Annotated in this window: 20 protein-coding genes and 1 pseudogene; 4 read left to right on the forward strand and 17 right to left on the reverse strand. The window is 42.6% G+C overall.

What is annotated here, in order from left to right:
* Window positions 1-200, reverse strand: a 200-nt coding sequence (locus tag UF75_RS08945) for a hypothetical protein (RefSeq protein WP_045574266.1), incomplete at its 3' end; no start/stop codon positions are given.
* Window positions 201-480: 280 nt separating this feature from the next.
* Here UF75_RS08945 and UF75_RS08950 point away from each other — a divergent pair.
* The 4 genes from UF75_RS08950 to UF75_RS08965 all read left to right on the forward strand — a co-directional run bounded on the left by UF75_RS08950 (window position 481) and on the right by UF75_RS08965 (window position 4052).
* The gene (locus UF75_RS08950; protein WP_052693082.1) at window positions 481-1005 is read left to right on the forward strand and encodes a NapC/NirT family cytochrome c; all 525 of its coding nucleotides are present in this window, start codon (window positions 481-483) and stop codon (window positions 1003-1005) included.
* Window positions 1006-1336: 331 nt separating this feature from the next.
* Window positions 1337-2668 carry an ATP-binding protein gene (locus UF75_RS08955; protein WP_045574267.1) on the forward strand — a complete coding sequence of 444 codons (1332 nt, stop codon included), beginning with the start codon at window positions 1337-1339 and terminating at the stop codon, window positions 2666-2668.
* Complete coding sequence (locus UF75_RS08960) at window positions 2655-3299, forward strand: response regulator transcription factor (protein ID WP_156146325.1); 645 nt, start codon at window positions 2655-2657, stop codon at window positions 3297-3299. Before UF75_RS08955 ends, UF75_RS08960 begins: the two co-directional genes overlap by 14 nt.
* Window positions 3300-3533: 234 nt before the next feature.
* A complete protein-coding gene (locus UF75_RS08965) occupies window positions 3534-4052 on the forward strand; it encodes a cytochrome c (protein WP_207642474.1) in 519 nt (172 codons plus the stop codon).
* A 47-nt stretch (window positions 4053-4099) separates the two neighbouring features.
* Here UF75_RS08965 and UF75_RS30990 read toward each other — a convergent pair whose 3' ends face one another.
* The 16 genes and pseudogenes from UF75_RS30990 to UF75_RS09045 all read right to left on the reverse strand — a co-directional run bounded on the left by UF75_RS30990 (window position 4100) and on the right by UF75_RS09045 (window position 22423).
* The gene (locus tag UF75_RS30990) at window positions 4100-4495 is read right to left on the reverse strand and encodes an HD domain-containing phosphohydrolase (protein ID WP_348983039.1); all 396 of its coding nucleotides are present in this window, start codon (window positions 4493-4495) and stop codon (window positions 4100-4102) included.
* Window positions 4496-4668: 173 nt separating this feature from the next.
* On the reverse strand, window positions 4669-5013 hold the full coding sequence (locus UF75_RS08975; protein WP_045574269.1) for a DUF2325 domain-containing protein: 345 nt from the start codon (window positions 5011-5013) through the stop codon (window positions 4669-4671).
* A 244-nt stretch (window positions 5014-5257) separates the two neighbouring features.
* Window positions 5258-7306 (reverse strand): ferrous iron transport protein B, encoded by a 2049-nt coding sequence (gene feoB, locus UF75_RS08980; protein WP_045574270.1) that lies wholly within the window; start codon window positions 7304-7306, stop codon window positions 5258-5260.
* A 94-nt stretch (window positions 7307-7400) separates the two neighbouring features.
* Window positions 7401-7604, reverse strand: a complete 204-nt coding sequence (locus UF75_RS08985) for a FeoA family protein (RefSeq protein ID WP_242860172.1) — start codon at window positions 7602-7604, stop codon at window positions 7401-7403.
* 45 nt (window positions 7605-7649) lie between these two features.
* Window positions 7650-7865 carry a FeoA family protein gene (locus UF75_RS08990; RefSeq protein ID WP_045574272.1) on the reverse strand — a complete coding sequence of 72 codons (216 nt, stop codon included), beginning with the start codon at window positions 7863-7865 and terminating at the stop codon, window positions 7650-7652.
* A 284-nt stretch (window positions 7866-8149) separates the two neighbouring features.
* Entirely contained in the window at window positions 8150-10024 is a 1875-nt protein-coding gene (locus UF75_RS08995; RefSeq protein WP_045574273.1) for a heavy metal translocating P-type ATPase, read from the reverse strand.
* A gap of 115 nt (window positions 10025-10139) precedes the next feature.
* Complete coding sequence (locus tag UF75_RS09000) at window positions 10140-10559, reverse strand: MarR family transcriptional regulator (protein ID WP_045574274.1); 420 nt, start codon at window positions 10557-10559, stop codon at window positions 10140-10142.
* Between the two features lie 156 nt (window positions 10560-10715).
* Window positions 10716-11775, reverse strand: a pseudogene (gene hydE / locus UF75_RS09005) ([FeFe] hydrogenase H-cluster radical SAM maturase HydE).
* Window positions 11776-11823: 48 nt separating this feature from the next.
* Window positions 11824-13104: a [FeFe] hydrogenase H-cluster maturation GTPase HydF gene (hydF, locus tag UF75_RS09010; RefSeq protein ID WP_045574275.1), complete on the reverse strand. Its 1281-nt coding sequence runs from the start codon at window positions 13102-13104 to the stop codon at window positions 11824-11826.
* Between the two features lie 117 nt (window positions 13105-13221).
* Window positions 13222-14622, reverse strand: a complete 1401-nt coding sequence (locus UF75_RS09015) for an aspartate ammonia-lyase (protein ID WP_156146328.1) — start codon at window positions 14620-14622, stop codon at window positions 13222-13224.
* A gap of 97 nt (window positions 14623-14719) precedes the next feature.
* A complete protein-coding gene (gene hydG, locus UF75_RS09020; RefSeq protein WP_045574277.1) occupies window positions 14720-16138 on the reverse strand; it encodes a [FeFe] hydrogenase H-cluster radical SAM maturase HydG in 1419 nt (472 codons plus the stop codon).
* 5 nt (window positions 16139-16143) lie between these two features.
* Window positions 16144-16398, reverse strand: coding sequence for a TM1266 family iron-only hydrogenase system putative regulator (locus UF75_RS09025; RefSeq protein ID WP_045574293.1), 255 nt, complete (start codon window positions 16396-16398; stop codon window positions 16144-16146).
* 357 nt (window positions 16399-16755) lie between these two features.
* Window positions 16756-18498: an NADH-dependent [FeFe] hydrogenase, group A6 gene (locus tag UF75_RS09030; RefSeq protein ID WP_045574278.1), complete on the reverse strand. Its 1743-nt coding sequence runs from the start codon at window positions 18496-18498 to the stop codon at window positions 16756-16758.
* A gap of 24 nt (window positions 18499-18522) precedes the next feature.
* Window positions 18523-20409 (reverse strand): NADH-quinone oxidoreductase subunit NuoF, encoded by a 1887-nt coding sequence (locus UF75_RS09035; RefSeq protein ID WP_045574279.1) that lies wholly within the window; start codon window positions 20407-20409, stop codon window positions 18523-18525.
* Between the two features lie 86 nt (window positions 20410-20495).
* Window positions 20496-20984 (reverse strand): NAD(P)H-dependent oxidoreductase subunit E, encoded by a 489-nt coding sequence (locus UF75_RS09040; RefSeq protein WP_045574280.1) that lies wholly within the window; start codon window positions 20982-20984, stop codon window positions 20496-20498.
* 326 nt (window positions 20985-21310) lie between these two features.
* Window positions 21311-22423 (reverse strand): cache domain-containing protein, encoded by a 1113-nt coding sequence (locus UF75_RS09045; RefSeq protein ID WP_045574281.1) that lies wholly within the window; start codon window positions 22421-22423, stop codon window positions 21311-21313.
* Window positions 22424-22524: the final 101 nt, after the last annotated feature.

Here is a 22524-nt window from a genome sequence, read left to right on the forward strand (position 1 = left end):
TATCTGGAACCAACTTCCCTCATCGGGATTGCAAATTTTGGAAGAGCTCCTTTAATGTCGTCAATTTGTTTTTTAAGATCATCCACACTTGCTGTACCAGCTGTTGTTACAGGTGCAGGGGCTTGCGGCGTTTGTTGAGCACAACCTGCAAAAGAAACAATGGTAGCTAAGACTAAACTAAGCGCAATACTTTTTTTCATTCGGACTCTCCTTTCTAAATATGTATCGATATTAAATTCTCCAAATTTATTAATTTTTAAACCTAGATTTACGCCAAAATTAAAAAGAAGGTGATTATTTAAACACGATTAATTACTAGTCCTCTTTTTCAAGGGGTCAAATGTACTAGTGAAGACCAGTACATTTATAACTAATTTGTTTGTCTTTCTCATTATATAATGCAAACAATAAAGGAAATTCGAATCATGCCTCAATCTAAGACCCGTATAGGTTGTTGCTGAAAGTAGGAGATGAGCATAGTTGCCCCCTATCAAAGAAGCTAAAAATGTACTTGATAAAGAACAACACGAACCAACTACAAAGATGAAAAAAGCAATCATTATTACAGCGTTAGCAATAGTGCTTCTAGGGATTTTAGCCTTGGCTGGAATGCATTACACCTCACAACCAAATTTTTGTGCAAGTTGTCATCAGATTAAACCTCAGGTGGTTTCATGGTCTGTAGGACCACACAAAGATGTGACTTGTTTAAAATGTCATGCAGATCCGGGCACTTTCGGGTATGTTAAGCGCAAAATTGGTGGACTAAATGAAGTATACTTACAAGTTACTAACCAGATTCCTGACAAGATAGTGGCGAGGTTCAACCCTGCGACTTGTATTGCCTGCCATACTGGTAGTAGCCAGTTTCCAAAGGCAAAGAATCTTCTCCTGACTTCCGGGGAACTTGCCCCCAAATTTCCGCATACAGAGATGTTGCAGAATAACACTTCGTGTCTTACTTGTCATCGGAGTGTGGGGCATAGTAAAGCAACCGAACAATAAAGATTAAATTGATTTAAGTCCCTAGTTAGCACAACAGTCATACGAAGTTACAATAAACCTCTTCCTCGGACAACCATCTGAGGAAGGGGTTCTTTTCATAAAACCTTAGCAAGTATCAATTTTATGAAGAAAAGTCATGATATGATAAAGCAATACTTATCCTTGTGATTGAATGACTATCTAAAAACCATCTCTAATAGCCAACTTGTCATATTTACAAAATTGTGAAAACTCTATATTTTGTAGTATTGGGGTGAGATAAATTCCAAATTATCAGGTCATATATTTTGTTTATGGACTTGCTTTCTTTACTATGGGACTGGTTATCTTCATGCAAATTATCCAGCCCAGTAAATTACCCTTGGCCAAAACACTTTGGCTATTAGCCGGATTTGCTTTTACTCATTCTATTTCAGAGTGGGGTTATCTTTTTGTACCCTTACAATCAGTCGGAAGTACGAATACCCTTATCTTATTAATGACGATACATCTTTCATTTATGGCCCTTTCATTTGCCTTTTTCTTGGCATTTGGCTTGGCTCAGTATTCTTCACGAAAAGAGGTTTACCTTTTATTACCCTCTATACTTTTGCTTATCTGGTATGTTAACTTCATTGCTTTTTTTGATCAAATAGCACTTTTATCTTGGTATACCAAATGCGAAATTTGGGGTCGTTATTTGCTTGGATTCCCAGGCGCGCTTCTATCCGGATTAGGACTTTGGCTTGTGCGCCCTGAGCTTTCCATTTGGGGACCGAGAATTGATCGATACTTAAGGGATTCCTCTGTTACTATATTAATCTATAGTGTTCTTGCCGGCCTTATTGTTCCACCTGGAAATTTCTTTCCCAATACAATCATTAATAATCAGACTTTCTTCAACTTGTTTCATGTACCGGTGCAACTTGTGCGGGCTGTACTAAGTATTTTTCTGAGCTGGTATGTATTTAAGTTGCTTTCTGTTTTCCGACTTGAATCAAGGATTAATTTAGAGAGAATTGAAAGACTGGAGTCAATTATCAGTGAACGTCAAAGAATTGCTAACGATATTCATGATGGGGCCATACAATCTATCTACGGCGCTGGAATGTTGTTAGATAGAGCATCCGAACTAATTGATAGTGATCACAAGCGAAGTAAGATAGTGATTGATCAGGTCATTTTCCGTTTAAATGAAACTATCGACTCTTTAAGGCGCTACATACTGGATCTTAAATCGGGAGATTTATGTCAACAAGATGTTCAACAACGATTTAAGCAATCAATCAAGCAATATTGCGAAGTTTTCCCTAAATTAACTATTTACGATAGCCTTGATCTACCCATTTGGTTCCTTTCAATCCCAGGAGCAGTGGATCATACCTATTTCATTTTGCAAGAGGCCATAGCTAATGCAGCTCAACACGCCAACTGTTCTCAGATTCATGTCAAAATGCTTGGAAACAAACACACCTTAGATATAGAAATAAGTGATAATGGGATCGGAATTTCTCAGGATATTATCAAAAATAATTCCGTTAGCGAACTGCATGGAAATGGTTTACGAAGTATGGAGCAAAGAGCCCGGCAGCTATCATCTAAACTCAATATTAAATCGGATCAGGCTGGTACAACACTAGTTATCCAAATTGAAAGGAGACGGCTTCAACTTGAAAAAATATAAATTGATGATTGTGGATGATCATGATGTAGTAAGAATGGGAATAATCGCCTTACTTGAAGATTCAGAGTTTGAGGTTATTAACGAAGCGAGCAGCGTCGCGGAAACCTTGGAAAAAGTAGCAAAGGAAATGCCTGATGTGATATTGATGGATGTGCGCCTACCGGACGGAAGCGGGATCGATGCCTGCCGACAAATCGTTGAAAACTATCCAGAGGTGCGTGTATTAATACTTACTTCTTATGCTGATGATGATGCAGTTTTAAGTTCGATCCAGGCAGGAGCTTCCGGGTACGTTCTTAAACAGATCGACCGTCATGCCCTGCGCAAGGCGATTCGTAAAATAGTTTGCGGAGAGGCTTTGCTTGATCCAAGTATTACGATGAGTCTCTTTAGTTGCCTTCGGCAAAATGCCTTACAGCCGAAATACAAAGATAAGTTTCAGGGATTAACAGGGAAGGAACGAGAAATTCTCATCCAAGTTTCTGCAGGTAAAAGCAACCGTCAAATAGCTCAGGAACTTTTTCTGAGCGAGTATACTGTTCGGAATTATGTCAGTAGTATTTTAAGCAAGCTAAATTTTTCAAGCCGTACTCAGATAGCTAATTATGTCCATGAACGTGGGGTAGATTAATAACCATTTGATATATTTACCCAGTACATATGTACTGGGTAAATAGGGGTTAAACATCTCTATTTTTTTTGGCTTAAAATGTGAAAATACTTACGAAGAGATATTTCTTAATTAAGTTACAAAGCTGGTTCGAAAGAGATCACGAGATGTTTTTTATTCAACTTCCAGAACCGGTAGAGTAAAAAAACAATAAGAGAAAGGGATGTTTTCATGAGAAAAAGTTTCATCAAGGTTTTGCTCCTCACTACTCTGGCCTCATTAGTGCTTATAGGTTGCGGAAGTACAACGACTCAGGCACCTCAGCCTCAGCAAGCAACAACTGCTCCTGCTGCAGATGTCACAAAGTCAATCGCGGATATTAAAGCTGTTCTGCCTAAATTCGCTATCCCGATGCGCGAAGTCGGTGACCGCTTCGACAACATGTATTTTGCAGCCAAAGGGGGTAACTGGGCTTTAGCAGCTTATATGTCCAAGTATATGAACGGTGCAATGAACCCTGCTTCATTAACTAAACCTGACGAGTATGGTGCATGGAAATCTTTTTATACCGGTAGTGTTGATCCATTAAATAAGGCTATTGCAGCCAAAGACTTTGCTGCCTTCGACAAATCCTATGGGGAAGTTCTTAACAAATGCAATGCCTGTCATTCTGCTACAGGCTATAAATTCATCAAACTTGTTAAACCGACGGTCCCCACCGATGTCCATGCAGACTTCACCGAAAAATCTGAGCCGGGCGATGTACCGAAATAAGTCCCAATCAGGTTCGCATCCTGCCCAATAGCAGGACGCGAACCTGATTATTTTAGTTTCACATTATAAGAGGGGATGTGCCGAAACTTTAAGTTTCGGCACATCCCCTTCTGCATTCCTAACAAGCTAATAAGATTTTCTTTGCAACCATAGTCTAGACTCGTCACCATATTGTCCTTTTGCGGTACCTTATATCTGACCTTCCATCGCTTCCACAGTTTTTTAGACGCTTCCACGGCAACGGGGTCGAATTGTGTGCCCTTATTGAGGAGTATCTCCTCCCAACATTCCTCCCCAGAAATGGCTATTCTATAAGGTCTTATTGAAGTAATAGCATCTACAGAATCTGCTACCCCAATAATTCTCGAACCCAGGGGGATTTTATCCTCCCGCAAGCCATCAGGATACCCTCTTCCATCCCACCTTTCTTGGTGGTGTAGCACTATTTCTGCAATTTTTGAAGCCCTTTCGATTTAGCTAAAATCTTATAGCCGATCTCCGGATGTGTTCGTATCTGCGCAAACTCATGGGGAAGAAGTTTTCCTTTCTTGTTTCCAGCGCAGCAGCTAGACACTCGATGACATCGTGGAAAGGGTGAGAATAAAGAAAACCTTGCTTATGCCAAGCCACAGGCGTGGGCGGAAGCCATTGGTTGCTTTCCTGTGGCTACACAGCTAGCAGTAGCTTCAAGCTTCAGTAACAATTCCTCCAATGAAGTTCCACTGCTGTTATGGCATCTGAAGACCGGTATTTTCTTTCTTTTTGCTTCTTTTACAGCTACGTGAATCATTTGATGGGAGACCGTCGAGGTGAATAAAACTATCCCATCAGGCGATCCGATCGCCTTGCCAAACTTCGCTGGCATTTGAGTATAGACCTTAACACGATGCCCTCGTTTGGAGCATATCCCCATATATTCGCTATGCATCCGATCATGGCCCCCAACAAGCACAATACTCATCGAATCTCTCCTTCAGCTGGAATTGTTAGATATAACTCTTCATACATCCCAGATTTTATTTAGAACAATCACACTTGCTTTGGGTGCAGTCTCCGCAGCAAGTACTTCCCCCTTTTCGCATGCGCACTATTGTCCGAACGACAATAAAAACAGTCACACCAACAATGACACCACCTATAATCCAATTAATCATTTCATCACCTTTTTTCATTATTTTTTTATTATCAGACCAGATAGAATGTAATCAACTAAAACCCATTAATTTTCCAACTTGAAAAATAAGAAATGCTACTAACCATGCTACACCGGTCGAATATCCTGCCGTGATTAACGTCCACTTCCAGGAATTCATCTCCCTTTTGATGGTTGCAAAGGCTGCCATGCACGGCAAGTAAAGTAGGGAAAACGCCATGAATGCATAAGCTGTTAATGGGGTAAACGATGCCTGCAGGGCTGTTAACAAGTCCACTGAACCGTCTGTTGCTCCTGAGACTCCATCCAAGATGCCCATAGTTGACACAACCGCTTCTTTTGCTACAAAACCCGTGAGCAAGGCAACCGCTGATTTCCAGTCCCCAAAGCCAAGAGGTGTGAAAATCGGGGCTATGGCTTTGCCGACGGCTCCAAGTATGCTTGCTCCTGGGTCCGCCGCTGCTTGGAAGGAAAAATCAAAGTATTGTAGAAACCAGATTATCACTGCTGCAGCAAAGATGATCGTCCCTGCTTTTTTGACAAACCCTTTACCCTTGTCCCACATATGAATCATCAAACCTTTAAATGTAGGAATCCTGTAGGGAGGTAATTCCATGACGAAAGGGGCTACCTCCCCTTTTAGAATGGTTTTCTTAAGGACAAATCCCGATAAAACAGCAATCACAATACCCAGCAGATAAAGTGAGAAGACAACCATGGTTTGATTGTTTGAAAAGAAAGCTGCTGTGTACAAGGCATAAATCGGAAGCCTTGCACCACAGGACATAAAAGGGATGAGCATTATGGTCAAACGTCGATCCTTTTCATTTTCCAAGGTTCTCGTACTCATGACCGCCGGAACACTGCACCCAAAACCGATCAGCATAGGAATAAACGATTTTCCACTCAAACCTAGCTTTCTAAGCAACCGATCCATGACAAAAGCCGCTCTTGCCATATAACCAGTATCTTCAAGGATGGAAAGGAAGAAGAATAAGATCATGATTTGCGGCACAAATACCAGCATGCTTCCCATTCCAGCGATAATTCCGTTTACAATGAGATCTTTTAGCCATCCTGCCGCTCCCGCTACCTCAAGCCAGCTAGAGAAAAGATTAGCAATCGTACCGTTGACCAATTCGTCCACAAAGTCGATGGTGAAGGAACCAATCGTACCAAAGGTTACTGAAAATATGCCAAACATCATCCCCAAAAACAAAGGGATTGCCAAAATCCGATTCGTCACCACTTTGTCAATTTTATCCGAAACCGTCAAATAGGAGCTCTGTTCTTTTTTCTTAACCGCCTTGCGCGCTACAGAGGTTGTAAACTGGTACCTGCTGTCGGCGATAATTGTTTCTATATCCATGTCATACTTTCTCTCGAGTTTTTCCTGATACAATTTGATCTCGCTCAGTAAAGCGTCGGGAACTTGTAACGTTTCCTGAACTTTTTCATCCCCTTCCAAGAGCTTAAGCGCCGTCCATCGAGAATTCTCGGTCTTGCTATTCAAATTGGGAATAATATTTTTTTCGATTTCCTGGATACTGCTTATGATACTTTCATCATGCATTTCATTAAATAATGGCACTCCCCCTGCCGAAGCCGCTGTTTGCGCAACGTTTAGAGCTCTCTCTAGAAGTTCTGTAACCCCGCGACCTTTACTAGCAGTAATAGGTATGACTGGGACTTTAAGATGAGATTCAAGGATTCCTATGTCAATTTTGTGGCCTTTTGCATCTGCCGCATCCATCATGTTCAGCGCAACAACAACGCTGACACCCAATTCGAGCAATTGTGTGGTTAGATACATGTTTCTCTCGATGTTAGTAGCATCGATAATATTAATCACTACATCGGGTTTTTCATTCACGATATAGTCTCTGGCAATGATTTCTTCCATTGAGTATGGGGATAAGGAATAGATTCCAGGCAGATCAATGATCCTTATATCTCCCTCGATCTTTTTCGCTTTCCCTTCTCTTTTCTCAATGGTTACTCCCGGCCAGTTTCCAACATACTGCGTACTTCCGGTGATTTCATTAAACAAAGTGGTTTTACCACAGTTTGGATTTCCTACCAGTGCAAACTTCAAGAACATAGGATCTTCCAACTTCTTTCAATTTTAAGTATTAATGATAATCGTTATCATCTAATATTCTAAAAAATTGCTCCTTCGAATTTAGGAGCATTATTTATGCAACAATAATGTTTTCTGCTTCAGATTTCCTAAGCGTCAGTTCGTAACCACGAATATTCACTTCAATAGGATCTCCCAACGGCGCCACTTTCCTAACCAATACTTCTGCCCCACGGGTCACACCCATATCCATTAATCTTCTCTTCACCGCGCCTTTATCTCCTAAAACTTTAGTGATTATCGATTTTTCACCTGGCATTAGTTCCTTCAAAGTCCTCTCCAAACTACTTACCTCCCTTTATTATCAGACCTGAACATGTACCTGCTGAGCAACTCCCTTATTCAGGGCTAATCTCGACCCTTTTATGGATACAATAAGATTCCCACTAAATTCTGATATGACCGATATGGTTACACCTGGAATAATACCCAGCCCTTCTAAGAATTTTCTCGTTGTATCTTTAGCCCTACAGGCACCAACTACCGCCTCTTTACCTGGGGAAAGCATTGTTAAGGGCATTTTCCTCACTCCTTATCTCGTATGAATGCAATTGATAATCGGTATCAACTACGCGCATGCTAATACTACCATTAATATTTCATCTCGTCAATGGGAATTTTATGGACTATGGTGGGGATATAGGAAATTTACTTCAGGTGGAGTTTTAACTCCATCTGAAGTTTAGTTGAACTTATCCAGGGGCTAAACGCCACTAAGACCCCCAACTTAAAAGCTCCGAAACAATCTCATTATTCCTGAGTTTTTATTCTTACCTTCAAAAACTTAATGTGTAAAAAGCACCATTACCTCAGTAACCGTAGGCCGCTGATAATGACGATGATTGTACTCCCTTCGTGTCCGATTACGCCTAGGGGCAGATTAATACTCCCCATAAAATTAGATAGGATAAGTAAAAGCATGACAGCAATGGCAAAGGCCACATTTTGTTTGACCACCCTAGTCGTGCGACGCCCTAAAGCAATGGCATAAGAGACCTTAGAAATATCGTCAGCCATCAGGACCACATTGGCAGTCTCCAACGCTACATCAGTTCCGGCAGCACCCATAGCAATTCCCACCGAAGAAGCCGCCAAGGCTGGAGCGTCGTTAACACCGTCGCCGACCATAGCTACTTTTCCATATTCCTCTAATTTTTTTATAATCTCTACTTTATGCTCCGGCAGCAGTTCGGAATATACTTGGTCAACTCCTGCCTTCTCGCCCATGATTTGCGCAGTAGAAGAGCTGTCACCTGTTAGCATTACAACCTTTATCCCCATTTGCTTCAGTTTTCTGATCGATTCTTTCGCTTGCGGGCGCAGGGTATCTTGTACCGCTAAAACACCAATTCGTTCTTTTCCCACCTGAACCAAGATGACCGTATTCCCTTGCTTCTCCAGTTCCCGGACAGCTTTCATTTCTTCTTCCGATAACGTTTGTCCTTCGTTCAAATCTAGTTTTCCGATTCGATATTCCTGACCCTCCACTATGCCATGTACCCCAAATCCAGGCACAGCTTCCAGTTTTGTGGCCGAGCTAAGGAGGAGATTTCTCTCTTTCGCCTTATGCATTATGGCTTTTGCAATCGGGTGTTCTGACCATATTTCCAAGGAGGCAGCAATGCATAAGACCTCATTTTCTGTATAGTTTCCGTAAGGTATCACCTGAGTAATTTTCGGTATTCCCTCAGTCAGAGTTCCCGTTTTGTCAAAAGCAACTACGCTTACATTACCGATCCCCTCCAGATAGGCACCTCCTTTGAAAAGGATGCCCTTGCGCGCGCCGTTTGATATCCCGGATAAAACAGCAGGCATAATAGAGGAAACTAGGGCACAGGGCGAGGCAACGACGAGAAAGATCATGGCTTTGTAAATTGTCTCACTCCAAGACCATCCTAAGACCAAGGGTGGCAAGACTGAGATCATAACCGCGCCAGTGATCACAATTTTAGCGTACATACCTTCAAAGCGCTCCATGAATAATTGACTAGGGGGCCTTTCACTTTGCGCTTCCTGAACAAGATGGATTATTTTAGCGAGCAAAGTTGCCTCTGCTGGTTTGGTCATTTCGATGACTAAGGCTCCCTGTCCGTTCATAGTTCCAGCAAAAACCTCGTCCCCAGCAGATTTGTCTATGGGAATCGATTCCCCCGTAATCGATGCTTGATTTACAGAAGAATATCCCTCACGCACAATTCCATCTGCAGCAATCCTTTCTCCTGGCCTCACCAACAAACGGTCGCCTTGCTGCAATTCTTCGACTTGAACTCGCTGTTCCACATTTCCTTGTAATACAATGGCCTCTTCCGGTCGTAGTTTCATGATCGACTTAATTTCGTCATTCGTTCGCTCCAAAGTATACCCTTCCAGGGCTCCACTTAGGGAAAAAATCAAGATCAAAATAGCACCGTCTCTCCAAAATCCGATACTAGCAGCACCTATGGCAGCTACTACCATAAGCAAATCGACATCTAAATCTTTTTCCTTAATCAGGGTTTGCATGCCTTCCCAAGCTTTCTGATATCCCCCTATAGCATAGGCTACAAGGTAGAAAGGAACTTCGAACTCAGCATGACCATATTCGCCAGAGTACCAAGCCAAGATAATAAATCCTAAACTGAGGGCTGTAACAATCAACCCCTTGTGTCGCGACCATAGTGTATTCCAAGATATTCTCATGCTCATTTCTCTCCTTATGCTTTTTTTCACATGATTTAGCTAGACGGTATGTACCCTCTTAGCTCGACTCCATCAATCCATAGATCGAAGGAGTCGGGATGAAGTTCCTAGCGCTCTAAAAGGTTTCGACATTAATTTTTTTTAAGGTTTGCAAAAACTGCTTGATTTCGTCGTCACTCAGAACGGATGTCATCTGATCAGTTAGATGAAAATGGTAGTCATGATGCTCCTCAAAGGCCTTCTTGCCTAGATCAGTCAAACTGATGAGATTAACACGCCTATCTTCTTTCGTCGATTCACGACGGGCAAAATTCTTCTTTTCTAACCGATCCACCGTCACCGTAGTGGTTCCTGTCGTAACCCCCAGTTTCTGGGCTAAACCTTTCATATTTATTTTTTCATGTTCACCAAGGACCTCTAAGGCATGTGCCTCAGAAACCGTTAGTTCGCTGGATCGTACGATTGAATTTTCCCAGGAAGAAAACCCATTGAAAAACGCCAAGAGTTCATGGGTCAACTCTTCATTGATCGTCACTAAAACTCCCCCTCTAGATTAGTAAGTAACTCATAATGTTTTATGATAATAATGTTTGAACTTCAAGATATATGATAGCAAAAATACTCTTCGCTGACAAGGGGGGTCAGCGAAGAGTTAATATTTCTGAACGAAGGTGCACGTTATTTGGGTAGTTTACCTAATGTCTTCCATATGTAACGATGACCAACTATCCCCTCTACCCAGATCCGCTTCAAAAGCCCGCTGCCTGAATTCTTCGCTCTATGCAATATCGGCAATCTTCCGGATGATCATCCCCACAAATCTTGTTTTCGTAAAGTGCGTATTGTTTTCTGACTGACGTTGGAGTAATAATTGGCATAACGACATTGGCGCCCGCCTTCAAGGCGAGCTCCCTGCCTTGCGGATGCAGAGTGCCAAGTGCCGTCGTGGCCGGAATAAGGCTCTCCGGAATAAGCAGCCGCGCCAAGGCCACCATTACCAGCGTATCTTTAATCGTTCCTCCTTTTTCTGTACCCAGTGGCGTCTCACTGTGAGGAATAAAGGGTCCGATTCCGATCATGTCTGGACGGAGTTCCATTAAATATCGCAAGTCCTCTGCTAAATCAGCGGGTGTTTGTCCTGGAAGCCCTACCATAAATCCAGCTCCCACTTGGTAGCCAATCTCCTTCAAAGCGCTCAAACAGGCACGGCGATCATCGAAGCGCATCGTCGGGTGTAACGTTTCATACAGTTCTTTCGAAGCCGTTTCGTGGCGCATCAGAAAGCGATCTGCACCGGAGGCAAAGAGGCTTTGATACGTTTCCACTCTCCGTTCGCCGATCGATAATGTAATGGCTACCTCTGGATAACGTTTTTTAATCTCCTGAATCAAAGCAACGAGTATCTCCTCTGTATACCAAAGGTCTTCACCACTTTGCAAGACAAACGTCCGATAGCCTAATTCGTACCCTTGATCACAGCAACCTATGATTTCTTCCGGGGTTAACCGATAACGTTCCACCTTCGCATTGGAAGCTCGGATTCCGCAATACAGGCAATCTTGCCGGCAAATATTTGAAAACTCGATAAGTCCTCTTAAGTAAACTTTATCCCCATAATACGCCTGTTTCGTCTTTAGTGCATAGTTATAGAGAACCTCCCTGTCCTCATTCGTTATATTTTCTAAGAGGTACGTGATTTCTTTGTATGTGAGATCATTCGTTTGATAGATTTTCTCTAATAAATTAAGCAGGTTACTCACAAAACCACCCCCTCTATTTTTGAATATCATTTCAACCTTTTACCATGTATCTTCTTCCAAGATCATCTTAGCCAGTGGGAATGGTTCAAGCGCTCTCGGAAGTAATCCCTGAACATAAGCAATCAGAATGCCGTAATTTACTATGGGTACGTTAAATTCTTTGGCGCGATTTACTCTACTGAGCATTCCTGTCCTGTTCATCATACACGCTCCGCAATGAACTATAAGGGCATATTTCTTGACGTCTTCAGTAAAGGTAGCTCCGGCAGAGAAATCAAAGTCTATCTGCTTACCGGTTCTCTGACGTATCCATCTGGGTATCTTCACACTACCAATATCATCCGATTGCCTGTGATGTGTACACCCTTCTGCTATTAAAACCTTGTCTCCATCCTTAAGCATTTCGATAGCCTTGGCACCTTTAATAAATTCTGTTAAATCTCCCTTTTGTCTAGCAAATAAGATTGAAAATGACGTCATCAAAATCTCCTTAGGGGTATCGGCAGCAACCTTTAAAAAGACTTGCGAATCGGTAATCACCAGCTTTGGTTTTTTTACTAAATTATTCAAGGTTTCTCTTAGTTCGTATTCCTTAGTTACGATCGCTATAGCATCACTTTCGAGTATGTCTCTAATCGTCTGTTGTTGAGGAAGAATTAATCTTCCCTTGGGAGCCGCTTTATCAATCGGTGTAACCAGCACAACAAAATCCCCAGGGTTAATCAAATCCCCCACAAGTTTAAACTTATCTTCATCCTCAGGAATAACTGAGATGATGGCATTTTTTAATGCTTTGATTCCCTGCTTCTTAAGAGCTGATAGAGCAACGACCGGGGTGTTTAGTTCTTCTTGAAGACTACTTTCTATGCTTTCATAGTTATCGTTATTGTTATTGTTATTGTTATTGTTATTGTTATTGTTTTCAAGAGTATCCATTTTATTTAAAACCACGATAAGCGGTTTCTTCTTTTCCTTAAATTTATCCATAATAAACCGATCATCGTCACTAATTCCTAACTTAATATCTACAATAAGGAGTGCCACATCAGCGATATCGAGAACCTCCAAGGTCTTCTTTATCCTGAGCTCCCCCAATTCTCCTACATCGTCTATTCCAGCTGTATCGATGATCATACACGGTCCTATGGGCAATATCTCCATTGATTTAAACACCGGGTCAGTCGTTGTACCTTTTACTTCGGATACAATAGCCGTTTCCTGTCCAGTAATGGCATTGATCACGCTGGATTTCCCTGCATTCCTCTTGCCGAATAAAGCCAAATGTACTCTTACCCCTCTGGGTGTTTCATTTAAGCTCATTTAAGTCCCTCCCACGATCAGTTCCCTAGTACTTCTTTGCATTCCCAGCATTGAGGTATTCATGGCATTTATTAGCATTTACCGGCACATACCGTCATTTACTGGCATTCTAGAAACTCAAGTAATTCCTGGTATTCCTGGTTTTGTGACTTCATACGGATTCAAGATCTCATCAATCCTAGAATTCGAAAAAATAGTTTCTTCTATTAACACTTCTCTTATTGTCTTATCTTCTCTTAAAGCCTTTCTGGCTATATGGGCGGCTTGATCATACCCAATATGATGAACTAAAGCAGCAGCTAGGACCGTTGACTTTTCAAGAGTTTCTTGGCATTTTTCTTTATTTGGGATAATTCCCTCAATACACTTCTCCCTAAATATCGTGACTCCATTATTCAGAAGCTCTAGTGATTCCAGCAAGCTTTCCGCTATCAGGGGCATAAAGGCATTAAGTTCGAGCTGCCCTGAAGAGGCAGCCATCGTAATAGCATAGTCATTGGCCATGACTCTCATAGCAACTTGGCCAATCATCTCAGGTATTACCGGATTCACCTTGCCCGGCATAATCGTTGAGCCGGCCTGCATCTGAGGAAGTTCTATTTCGCCGAACCCTCCCCTAGGGCCAGACGATAATAATCTTAAATCATTGGATATCTTCAAAAGGTTCGTGCTACAAGCTTTTAAGAGTCCTGATACTTCTACGAAAACATCATTATTTTGAGTTATGTCTATGGGATAGTCAGACCTAGCCAAACCTAATCCTGTTAACTCCTGAATAGTATCCGTGATCATAAAGATATATTTTTGAGAGGCATTAACTCCCGTGCCGATGGCAGTGCCTCCCAGATTAATCTGTCTCAAGCGTTCTTCTACCTTATAAACTCTCCAGCGGTCTCTTTCTATGGCCTTGGCATAAGCACCAAATTCCTGTCCAAGCATCATTGGCAAGGCATCCATAAGCTCTGTCCTGCCTAATTTAATCACATCACTAAAGTCATTTTCCTTCCCCTGCAGAGCTTCCTGAAGTTGCGCAAGGGAAGAACTTAATTTTCTGAGCATGTGAATTGCAGTGATTCTCAGCGCTGTTGGATAAACATCATTGGTCGACTGCGACATGTTAACATCATTCAAAGGATGTACAATGTCATAGTCTCCTTTTCTCCCTCCTAATATCTCAATAGCCCTGTTAGCAATCACCTCATTGACATTCATATTTGTAGATGTACCTGCTCCCCCTTGAAAAGCGCTTAATACAAATTCGCGATCAAAGTTCCCTTGGACAACCTCCTCACTTGCTCGAATGATGGCATTGGCTTTATCCTCTGACAGTTGCTTTAACTCTTTATTGACCATGGCCGCCGCCTTTTTAATTAAGGTCATTTCATAGATAAGCTTCAGGTTGACATTTTTGGACCCTAAATCGAAGTTTTCTTGGGCTCTTTTTGTGTTAATTCCATAATAGTTATTTTCTGAAATCTCCCCTTCTCCGATATTGTCCTTTTCTATTCTACAGTTCACTTTATACCTCCAGAAATTTCCTCCACGCATTTATTCTTATATTTTCCCCAATCTAATATCCAATTGCTCCGGGCGAAGGGCTATTACATAGTAGCTGCTAGAAACGGAAATCTCGCTTTCCTTCCTTAATTTCGTTCAAATGCTCTATTGCAATTGCCCGAACTTTCTCATTTGTTATGAAGGGAATCTCGTTTTCAATTACCACCTCCCCCCTTTTCTTGGTATCCGGCGAAGCATAATCCTCTAGATATTCTTTAAGGGTCATCAAAGCATTTGGCTGACAGCAGTTTGCAATCTGCCCGGCCTTTACAAGTTTCATAAAACGATCACCTGTACGCCCTTCACGATAACAGGCTGTGCAGAAGCTTGGAATATAACCTAATCCCAAGAGCCAGTTTACAATCTCATCCAATGTTCGGGTATCGTTTACTTCAAATTGAGCCGAGTTATCATCCTGCGCTTCCGGTTCAACATATCCGCCAACACTGGTGCTTGAGCCTCCACTTATCTGGGATATGCCTAATTCCAGCACATGCTCGCGGGTTGCTTTCGATTCACGGGTGGAAATAATCATCCCCGTATAAGGGGTGGCAATACGAATAACAGCTACAATTTTTGCAAAAATATCATCCGAGATTGCATCCGAAAAATTTCTGGGGTCGATATCATCGGCGGGGCGGATGCGAGGAATGCTGATAGTATGTGGCCCCACACCCATTGCTGCTTCTAAATGCTCAGCATGCATGAGCAAACCGACAAAGTCATAACGATACATATTTAAGCCGAACAAAACTCCGATTCCCACATCGTCAATACCGCCCTCCATGGCGCGATCCATCGCTTCGGTATGATAGGCGTAGTTGTGCTTTGGTCCCGTGGGATGCAGCTCCTCATAGCTTTTTTGGTTATAAGTTTCCTGGAATAATATGTAAGTACCGATATCCGCTTCCTTGAGCTTACGATAATTTTCCACGGTTGTCGCAGCAATATTAACATTGACGCGGCGGATAGCTCCGTTTTTATGCTTAATACTATAAATGGTCTTCATACTTTCGAGAACATATTCAATTGGACTGTTCACAGGATCTTCTCCTGTTTCTAAAGCCAAACGTTTGTGTCCCATATCCTGCAAGGCGATAACCTCTCGCACAATATCCTCCTGCGAAAGCTTTTTACGAGATATGGTTTTATTAGCCTTGTGATAGGGACAGTACACGCAGCCGTTTATGCAGTAGTTTGAAAGATAAAGTGGAGCGAACATGACAATACGGTTGCCATAAAGCTTCTGCTTAATCTCCTTTGCCAGTTTGAACATTTTTTCTTTTTCATCTTCTAAATCACATTCTAGTAGAACAGCTGCCTCTCGATGGGTTAAGCCCTTACAGTCTTTTGCACGTTCTATCAGGCTATCAATCAGTTCACGGTTTCTTTTGTTTTCCTGAGCATAGGAAAGTGTGGCTAGGATTTCACCGTCATCAATAAACTCCGTTGCATTTTTCGACTTACAATTATACATAAAATTTATTCCTCCAATTTCTTCGTTAAAGCAGATTTAACATTTACCCCTTGAATTTTCCCCAATTTACCCGTCATCGCACTAATTTCATCCGAGGTTCCTTCCACGATCAAGGAGATAATGGATATACCCCTTTCCGGTCGAGGGATTCCCATTCTTCCAATTATGATGCCCGCTAAATCGTGCAAAGTCTCATTAACCCTATTAGCACTTTCAAATTCTTCAATAACTATGCCTATAACCCCTATTCTCTTATCCATACTTTTGTTCCTCCAAAGTAAAATAAAAAAACCTTCTACAACAGTAAGAAGGCTCATTAGTGATTTAACCCTTCTCCTTTTGCTCAGAAAAATCCTAACAATCAGGTAAAAGTTCGATAGATCCACGATGCCCGAAACCTCCGGCACAACAGATACGTCAATTTCATATTTAATTATCAGTGTGGCTCTAAGGAACCACACTGATAATGCTTGTATCATGTGGTTCCTTACTCGACTGACGATTTCAAGCAAATTGCACTGTTATACATTATTCCAATGCCCTATTAAGTATACTATTTTCCCCTTACATAATCTTTGTTTCTAAAGGAGATTTCTACGGTAATCCTTCTTTGATAACTAAATTTTCTTACGTGCCGTATAGGTAGTGTGCAGTAATTGATGCGCTCTTTCTCCATAAGGCTCGCCCAAATAATCTTTATACAGACCTATAATCGCCGGATTTTCGTGTGATTTGCGCAAGGTTTTGGAGCGATCTTCGCGGTATAAAGCTCCAGCTCGGGCTGAAAGGATCTCTAGGTTTCCATGATGATAGGGTTGTCCACCGCCCCCGATACACCCTCCTGGGCAGGCCATGATTTCAATCACATCGTAATTGCTATCCCCAGCTTTTATTTTCTCAAGAACAGTACGAGCATTGCCCAGACCGTGAATGACGGCAATTCGATAGTCTCGTCCCGCAATCGGAATGACTGCTTCTTTAAGACCATCCATTCCTCGGAGTACCTCAAACTCCACTTTCTCCAGAGTTTCACCGGTTAGTACCTCATAGGCAGTCCGCAAGGCAGCTTCGAGGACTCCGCCTGTTGCTCCGAAAATCACAGAAGCACCCGTTGATTCCCCTAAGGGATGATCAAACTCTTGGTCTTTGAGGTGATCGAAATGAATGCTGGCTTCTCGGATCATACGACCCAGTTCACGTGTGGTGATGACGATGTCCACATCCGCGGTTTCCGACCCTTGCGAGAGTTCAGGACGGGCTGCTTCGTATTTTTTTGCGACGCAGGGCATGACCGAGACAACCGTAATGGTTTTGGGGTCAATCCCCAAAGTTCTCGCATAATAGCTTTTGATCAAGACCCCTAACATTTCATGGGGGGATTTACAGGTTGAAGGAATGTCCAAAAGATCTGGGAATTGATGCTCAAAGAACTTGACCCAAGCGGGACAGCAACTTGTGAGCAGAGGTAGGCGTCCGCCATGTTGTATGCGGTGAACGAGCTCTGTTGCTTCCTCCATGATCGTTAGGTCAGCGGCAAAATCCGTATCAAAGACGCGATCAAAACCAAGCCGACGCAGAGCAGCCACCATTTTGCCCGTAACAATTGTCCCCGGTTCTAAACCAAATCCCTCTCCCAGAGCGACCCGTACAGCTGGAGCCGTTTGTACGACGACGAATTGATTGGGATCGTTGAGGGCCTTCCAAACTTTGTCGACCTGATCTAGCTCGGTTAATGCACCAGTGGGACATACCGCAATACATTGTCCGCAGAACGTACAAGCTGTTTGGCTCAGGGGTAAATCGAAGGCCGTTTTCACCACTGTTTCAAAACCACGCCCTACAGCAGAGTATACACCTACTGTCTGTACGTCGTTGCACATCGTTTCACAGCGACGACAGCGAATACATTTGTTGGGGTCCCGAACAATAGAAGAACTTGACGTGTCGATTTCGAACTCGGATTCTTCCCCTTCATAGGAGATATGGCGTACGCCTAATTCTGAGGCTAAGGCTTGAAGGTCACAGTCTTGGTTTTTCGCACAAGTCAAACAAGATTTAGGGTGGTCAGAAAGGAGAAGTTCAACCATAGCTCGTCGAGCCTGGATAGCACGGAGAGAATCCGTTCTAACGACCATGCCACTTGATACTGGCGTTGAACAGGAAGAAGCCAAATTACGTCGACCCTCAATTTCGACCACACATACTCGACAGGAAGCGATGTTATTATTGTAGTGCATTTCATTAAGTTTTAGATAACATAAGGTTGGAATATCTATGTTTACCGTCCGGGCGGCGTCTAAAATGGACATTCCTTCCGGTACTTTAAGCACTATGTCATTAATGGTTAGCTGTATATCCATATGGAGTCCTCCTTTAGGGGTACCTTAATGGCAGATGATAGCGCCGACGACGCGACATTGTTCCATGCATGCCCCGCATTTTAGGCAACGTTCTTGGTCGATGATGTGGCGCTTCTTTGAAGTGCCTGTGATGCAATGCATAGGACATTTTTTGACACAAAGGGTACACCCTACGCACTTGTCTGTGATTTCATATTTCAACAGACTCTTGCAAACGCCCGCTGGACAGGTTTTGTCGACAACATGGGCAATATATTCTTCTCGGAAATACTTTAAGGTGGACAGGATAGGATTAGGCGCACTTTGTCCTAATCCACAAAGGGCAGTATCTTTAATGATACGACACAGCTTTTCCATTTTATCCAAATCCTCTAATGTCCCTTTGCCTTCTGTAATCTTAGTCAGAATTTCGTACAGGCGTTTGGTGCCAACACGACAGGCCGTGCAACGCCCACAGGATTCATCCATCGTGAATTCTTGGAAGAACCTTGCGATATTAACCATACAATCATCTTCATCCAAAACAATAAGTCCTCCAGAACCCATCATGGATCCTATAGATGCTAAGGATTCATAATCAATAGGGGAATCTAAATACTTGGTCGGAATACATCCACCCGATGGCCCTCCAGTTTGAGCTGCTTTAAACGTTTTACGTTGCTTAATACCTCCGCCAATGTCAAAAATAATTTGCCGAAGGGTTGTCCCCATTGGGACTTCAACGAGTCCTACATTATTTACTTTACCCGCTAAAGCAAAAACTTTGGTCCCTTTGCTTTTTTCTGTACCAATAGCAGCAAACCAAGCCGCTCCCTTTAAAATAATGGGAGGAATATTGGCCAACGTTTCCACATTGTTGACACAGGTTGGTTTACCCCACAAACCCTTTTCGGCTGGAAACGGTGGTTTAACGGAAGGTTCCCCCCTGGCCCCTTCAATAGAATGGATTAATGCCGTTTCCTCCCCACAGACAAAGGCCCCGGCTCCGTATTTAAGTTCAATGTCAAAACTAAAATCGCTGCCTAAAATCCTTTTTCCAAGTAAACCGTATTCATGGGCCTGCGCAATGGCAACTTTTAACCGATGAATCGCTGCTGGATATTCTGCTCGAACATAAATAAATCCCTCGGATGCTCCAATCGCAGCACCCGCGATAAGCATAGCCTCTAAAACACTATGAGGGTCTCCTTCTAGGACCGAGCGGTCCATAAAGGCACCCGGATCCCCTTCGTCGGCATTGCAAATGATGTATCGTTGATCCGCTTGGTTTTTACGCGTAAATTCCCATTTTGAACCCGTCGGAAAACCTGCACCGCCACGTCCTCGCAGCCCACTCACTTTAAGGACGTCAATGACCTCCATGGGAGTCATCTGGAAAAGAACTTTAGCTAAGGCTTGATAGCCGTCTGCAGCAATATATTCCAGAATGTTTTCTGGCGCAATATAACCCACGTTGCGTAGGGCTATACGAAGTTGTCCATCATAAAAGGGAAGTTTGGTAGCGAAACGTTCTTTGGTATTTGGGTCCATAAAAAGAAGATGTTCAACCTGTTTTCCATGTATAAAGTGTTCTTCAACAATGGTTGTCACGTCTTCTGCCGAAACCTCACAATACGTTACGTTATCAGGGAAGATTTCGATCATTGGGCCCTTCTCGCAAAAACCAAAACAGCCCGGTTGAAAGACCTTTATTTGATCAGACAATCCTAGTCTGTTTAGTTCTTCTTCCAGACACTCGGCGATTCGAGGACTGCCCGAGGAGTGGCAACCAGGTCCTCCGCAGACCATAACGTGCCTTACCAAACCTTGGGCGTGTTTAGTGCCGACAGAGTCGATAGCACGCCGTGATTCAAGGAGTTTAAGACTTTGGGCTTGTAATGCATTTAGTGCATCGGTATTTTTGAGTTTCATATGGCTTTCCTTTCCTTCGGTGACGCTTCCTTATTCGACGTTCTTAGTTCGACGTTCTTAGTTTGACGTTCGTGGTTCGACGTCGCTTAGCTTTCCGGGCGGTACTTTGCCAAGACTTCATTAATGTCTTGTGGTTTGTGCATGCGTCCATGCACTTTGCCATCGACAATCATGACAGGGGCTAAGCCGCACGCTCCAACGCAGCGAAGAGTTTCTAAGGTAAAGAGATTATCCGGACTCGTTTCTCCTGCCTTAATTTTGAGTTGATTTTCAAGCTCTTCTTTTAATTTCTCGGCCCCTCGCACAAAACAGGCGGTACCGGTACATACGTTAACAACATGTTCCCCTCTGGGTATCATTGTGAAAAACGAGTAAAAGCTCACAACACCATAGACTGTAGCGGAAGGGATGTCCAGTTTCTGCGCAATATGCCACTGTACATTATCAGGTAAGTACCCATATATTTCTTGAGCATAATGCAGGACCCCAATGAGATTTTCCTTTTTGTGAGTCAAACTGTCGATATAGTCATCTAGCTTTTGGACAAACTGATTAGGCGAAGCGGTATCACACATGAAAATCCTCCTTTATTAAAGAACACGACTGCTACATTTACACCTCTCTTTGATTGTTTTTAGCTTGTTCTCCATTGGGTCTATTCGTCTTAGTGGTCTGATGGGCAGACAATAGGTTATGTGATTATTCTAACTTTCACATCATTGTCTGTCGTGTTTATGGACATATAATAAGCGTTTTGTGAATAAAGAAAATATTATTAATTATTAAAACAACAATAAGTGTCTTCTACATAGAAAAAAGGCCCCCGTTAGGAGCCTCTTAATTAATAACTCTTCTTTATTCCTGCTCATAAACAGTGGCTCTACACACTGCTATCACGACTTTACAGTGGTATAAATATCTTAACAGGCCGGCCAACTGCGCCGTATTTCTGTTCGGATTTCAATGCCCCACAATGTTCTAAATATTCGAGGTAGCGGCGTACAGTAACCCTTGTTAACTTAACTCCTTCTGCAACTTCCTCAGCCGAGAGGGGACGTCGGTTTGCTTTTAAAAATAAAACTATCTGCCCAAGAGTGGCTTGATGTAAGCCCTTAGGCAACCCGGCTTCTCCTAAATTCCCAGCAGTGTTTTGGCTGGGCAGCGACAAATACCCATCAGTGAGCGTATTTTTGCCCTCAATTAGGTTATTTGCAGGATTACAACTAGTCACCCGGTTAATTTCCCCAGTTAGGGATTGGATTTGTTCTACCATTTGGTTAAAGGCATCCTCAAGCTCTCCGATTTCTTTAGCGCTTGAAACTTTAATCTTTTGGGTAAGATGTCCAGTGGCTACATCCCGAGTTCCTAACGCAATAGTATGCAAGGGATCAATGATCACTTTATGAATGGTAAACCAACTAATAAGTCCGACCAAAATTGTTAAAGCTAATCCTAATTCGGCCATTGTGATCAAAGATCGAGTGATAATTTCCTGTTCATAGGCATGGGAAATCCCTACATAAAAGATTCCAATAATATTGCCATTTTCTGCACGTAATGGAACATAACCCGTTTGGTACCACTGACCAACCACATTAGCCTCTCCAATAAAAGTCTGACCATCTTTTAATACTGTCTGGGCTATATTAGCAGAAACCTTGGTCCCAATTGCTCGTTCGCCTTTTGAACTAAGTACCGTAGTCGCAACCCGCGTATCTTCAAGAAATACCGTTACACTGTCCCCAGTAAGCCGGGATAAATGATCCACTAAATCATTATTAAGACTAATTTTAATAGGTCCTTTATAAAGGTTCCCCTCGTGAACAGACCACGAGCCAGGATATGTTTTATCAATGATTTCCTCACAGGTTGCTAAATCAGTTTGTGCTTTGATCATAGCAGCAGCCACTGCACGATCTTTCATATAAAAACCAAGAACCATGAGGAAGCTAGCAGCCAGTAAAACAAGGGAACCTAGGAGCAATATGAGGATGTGATGTTTGAGCGAGCGCACGAGTTCACCTCTCCCGTAAATTTTACCATATTTTTGCTCTTAATAGGGTAATTAGGGATGAATTCGCGGTTAAAGTTGAAAAACCTCTTTCGTACCTCACA

This window comes from Desulfosporosinus sp. I2, assembly GCF_000960765.1.
In the GTDB taxonomy this organism is placed as follows: Bacteria; Bacillota; Desulfitobacteriia; order Desulfitobacteriales; family Desulfitobacteriaceae; genus Desulfosporosinus.

Bases quoted from the DNA above. Each gene is read 5' to 3' on its own strand.
- UF75_RS08955 (WP_045574267.1), top strand. From the start codon at position 1,337: ATGCAAATTATCCAGCCCAGTAAATTACCCTTGGCCAAAACACTTTGG.
- UF75_RS08975 (WP_045574269.1), bottom strand. From the start codon at position 5,013: ATGAGTATTGTGCTTGTTGGGGGCCATGATCGGATGCATAGCGAATAT.
- feoB (WP_045574270.1), bottom strand. From the start codon at position 7,306: ATGTTCTTGAAGTTTGCACTGGTAGGAAATCCAAACTGTGGTAAAACC.
- UF75_RS08985 (WP_242860172.1), bottom strand. From the start codon at position 7,604: ATGCCAGGTGAAAAATCGATAATCACTAAAGTTTTAGGAGATAAAGGC.
- UF75_RS08990 (WP_045574272.1), bottom strand. From the start codon at position 7,865: ATGCCCTTAACAATGCTTTCCCCAGGTAAAGAGGCGGTAGTTGGTGCC.
- UF75_RS08995 (WP_045574273.1), bottom strand. From the start codon at position 10,024: ATGAGAATATCTTGGAATACACTATGGTCGCGACACAAGGGGTTGATT.
- hydF (WP_045574275.1), bottom strand. From the start codon at position 13,104: ATGAGCTTAAATGAAACACCCAGAGGGGTAAGAGTACATTTGGCTTTA.
- hydG (WP_045574277.1), bottom strand. From the start codon at position 16,138: ATGTATAATTGTAAGTCGAAAAATGCAACGGAGTTTATTGATGACGGT.
- UF75_RS09025 (WP_045574293.1), bottom strand. From the start codon at position 16,398: ATGGATAAGAGAATAGGGGTTATAGGCATAGTTATTGAAGAATTTGAA.
- UF75_RS09030 (WP_045574278.1), bottom strand. From the start codon at position 18,498: ATGGATATACAGCTAACCATTAATGACATAGTGCTTAAAGTACCGGAA.
- UF75_RS09035 (WP_045574279.1), bottom strand. From the start codon at position 20,409: ATGAAACTCAAAAATACCGATGCACTAAATGCATTACAAGCCCAAAGT.
- UF75_RS09040 (WP_045574280.1), bottom strand. From the start codon at position 20,984: ATGTGTGATACCGCTTCGCCTAATCAGTTTGTCCAAAAGCTAGATGAC.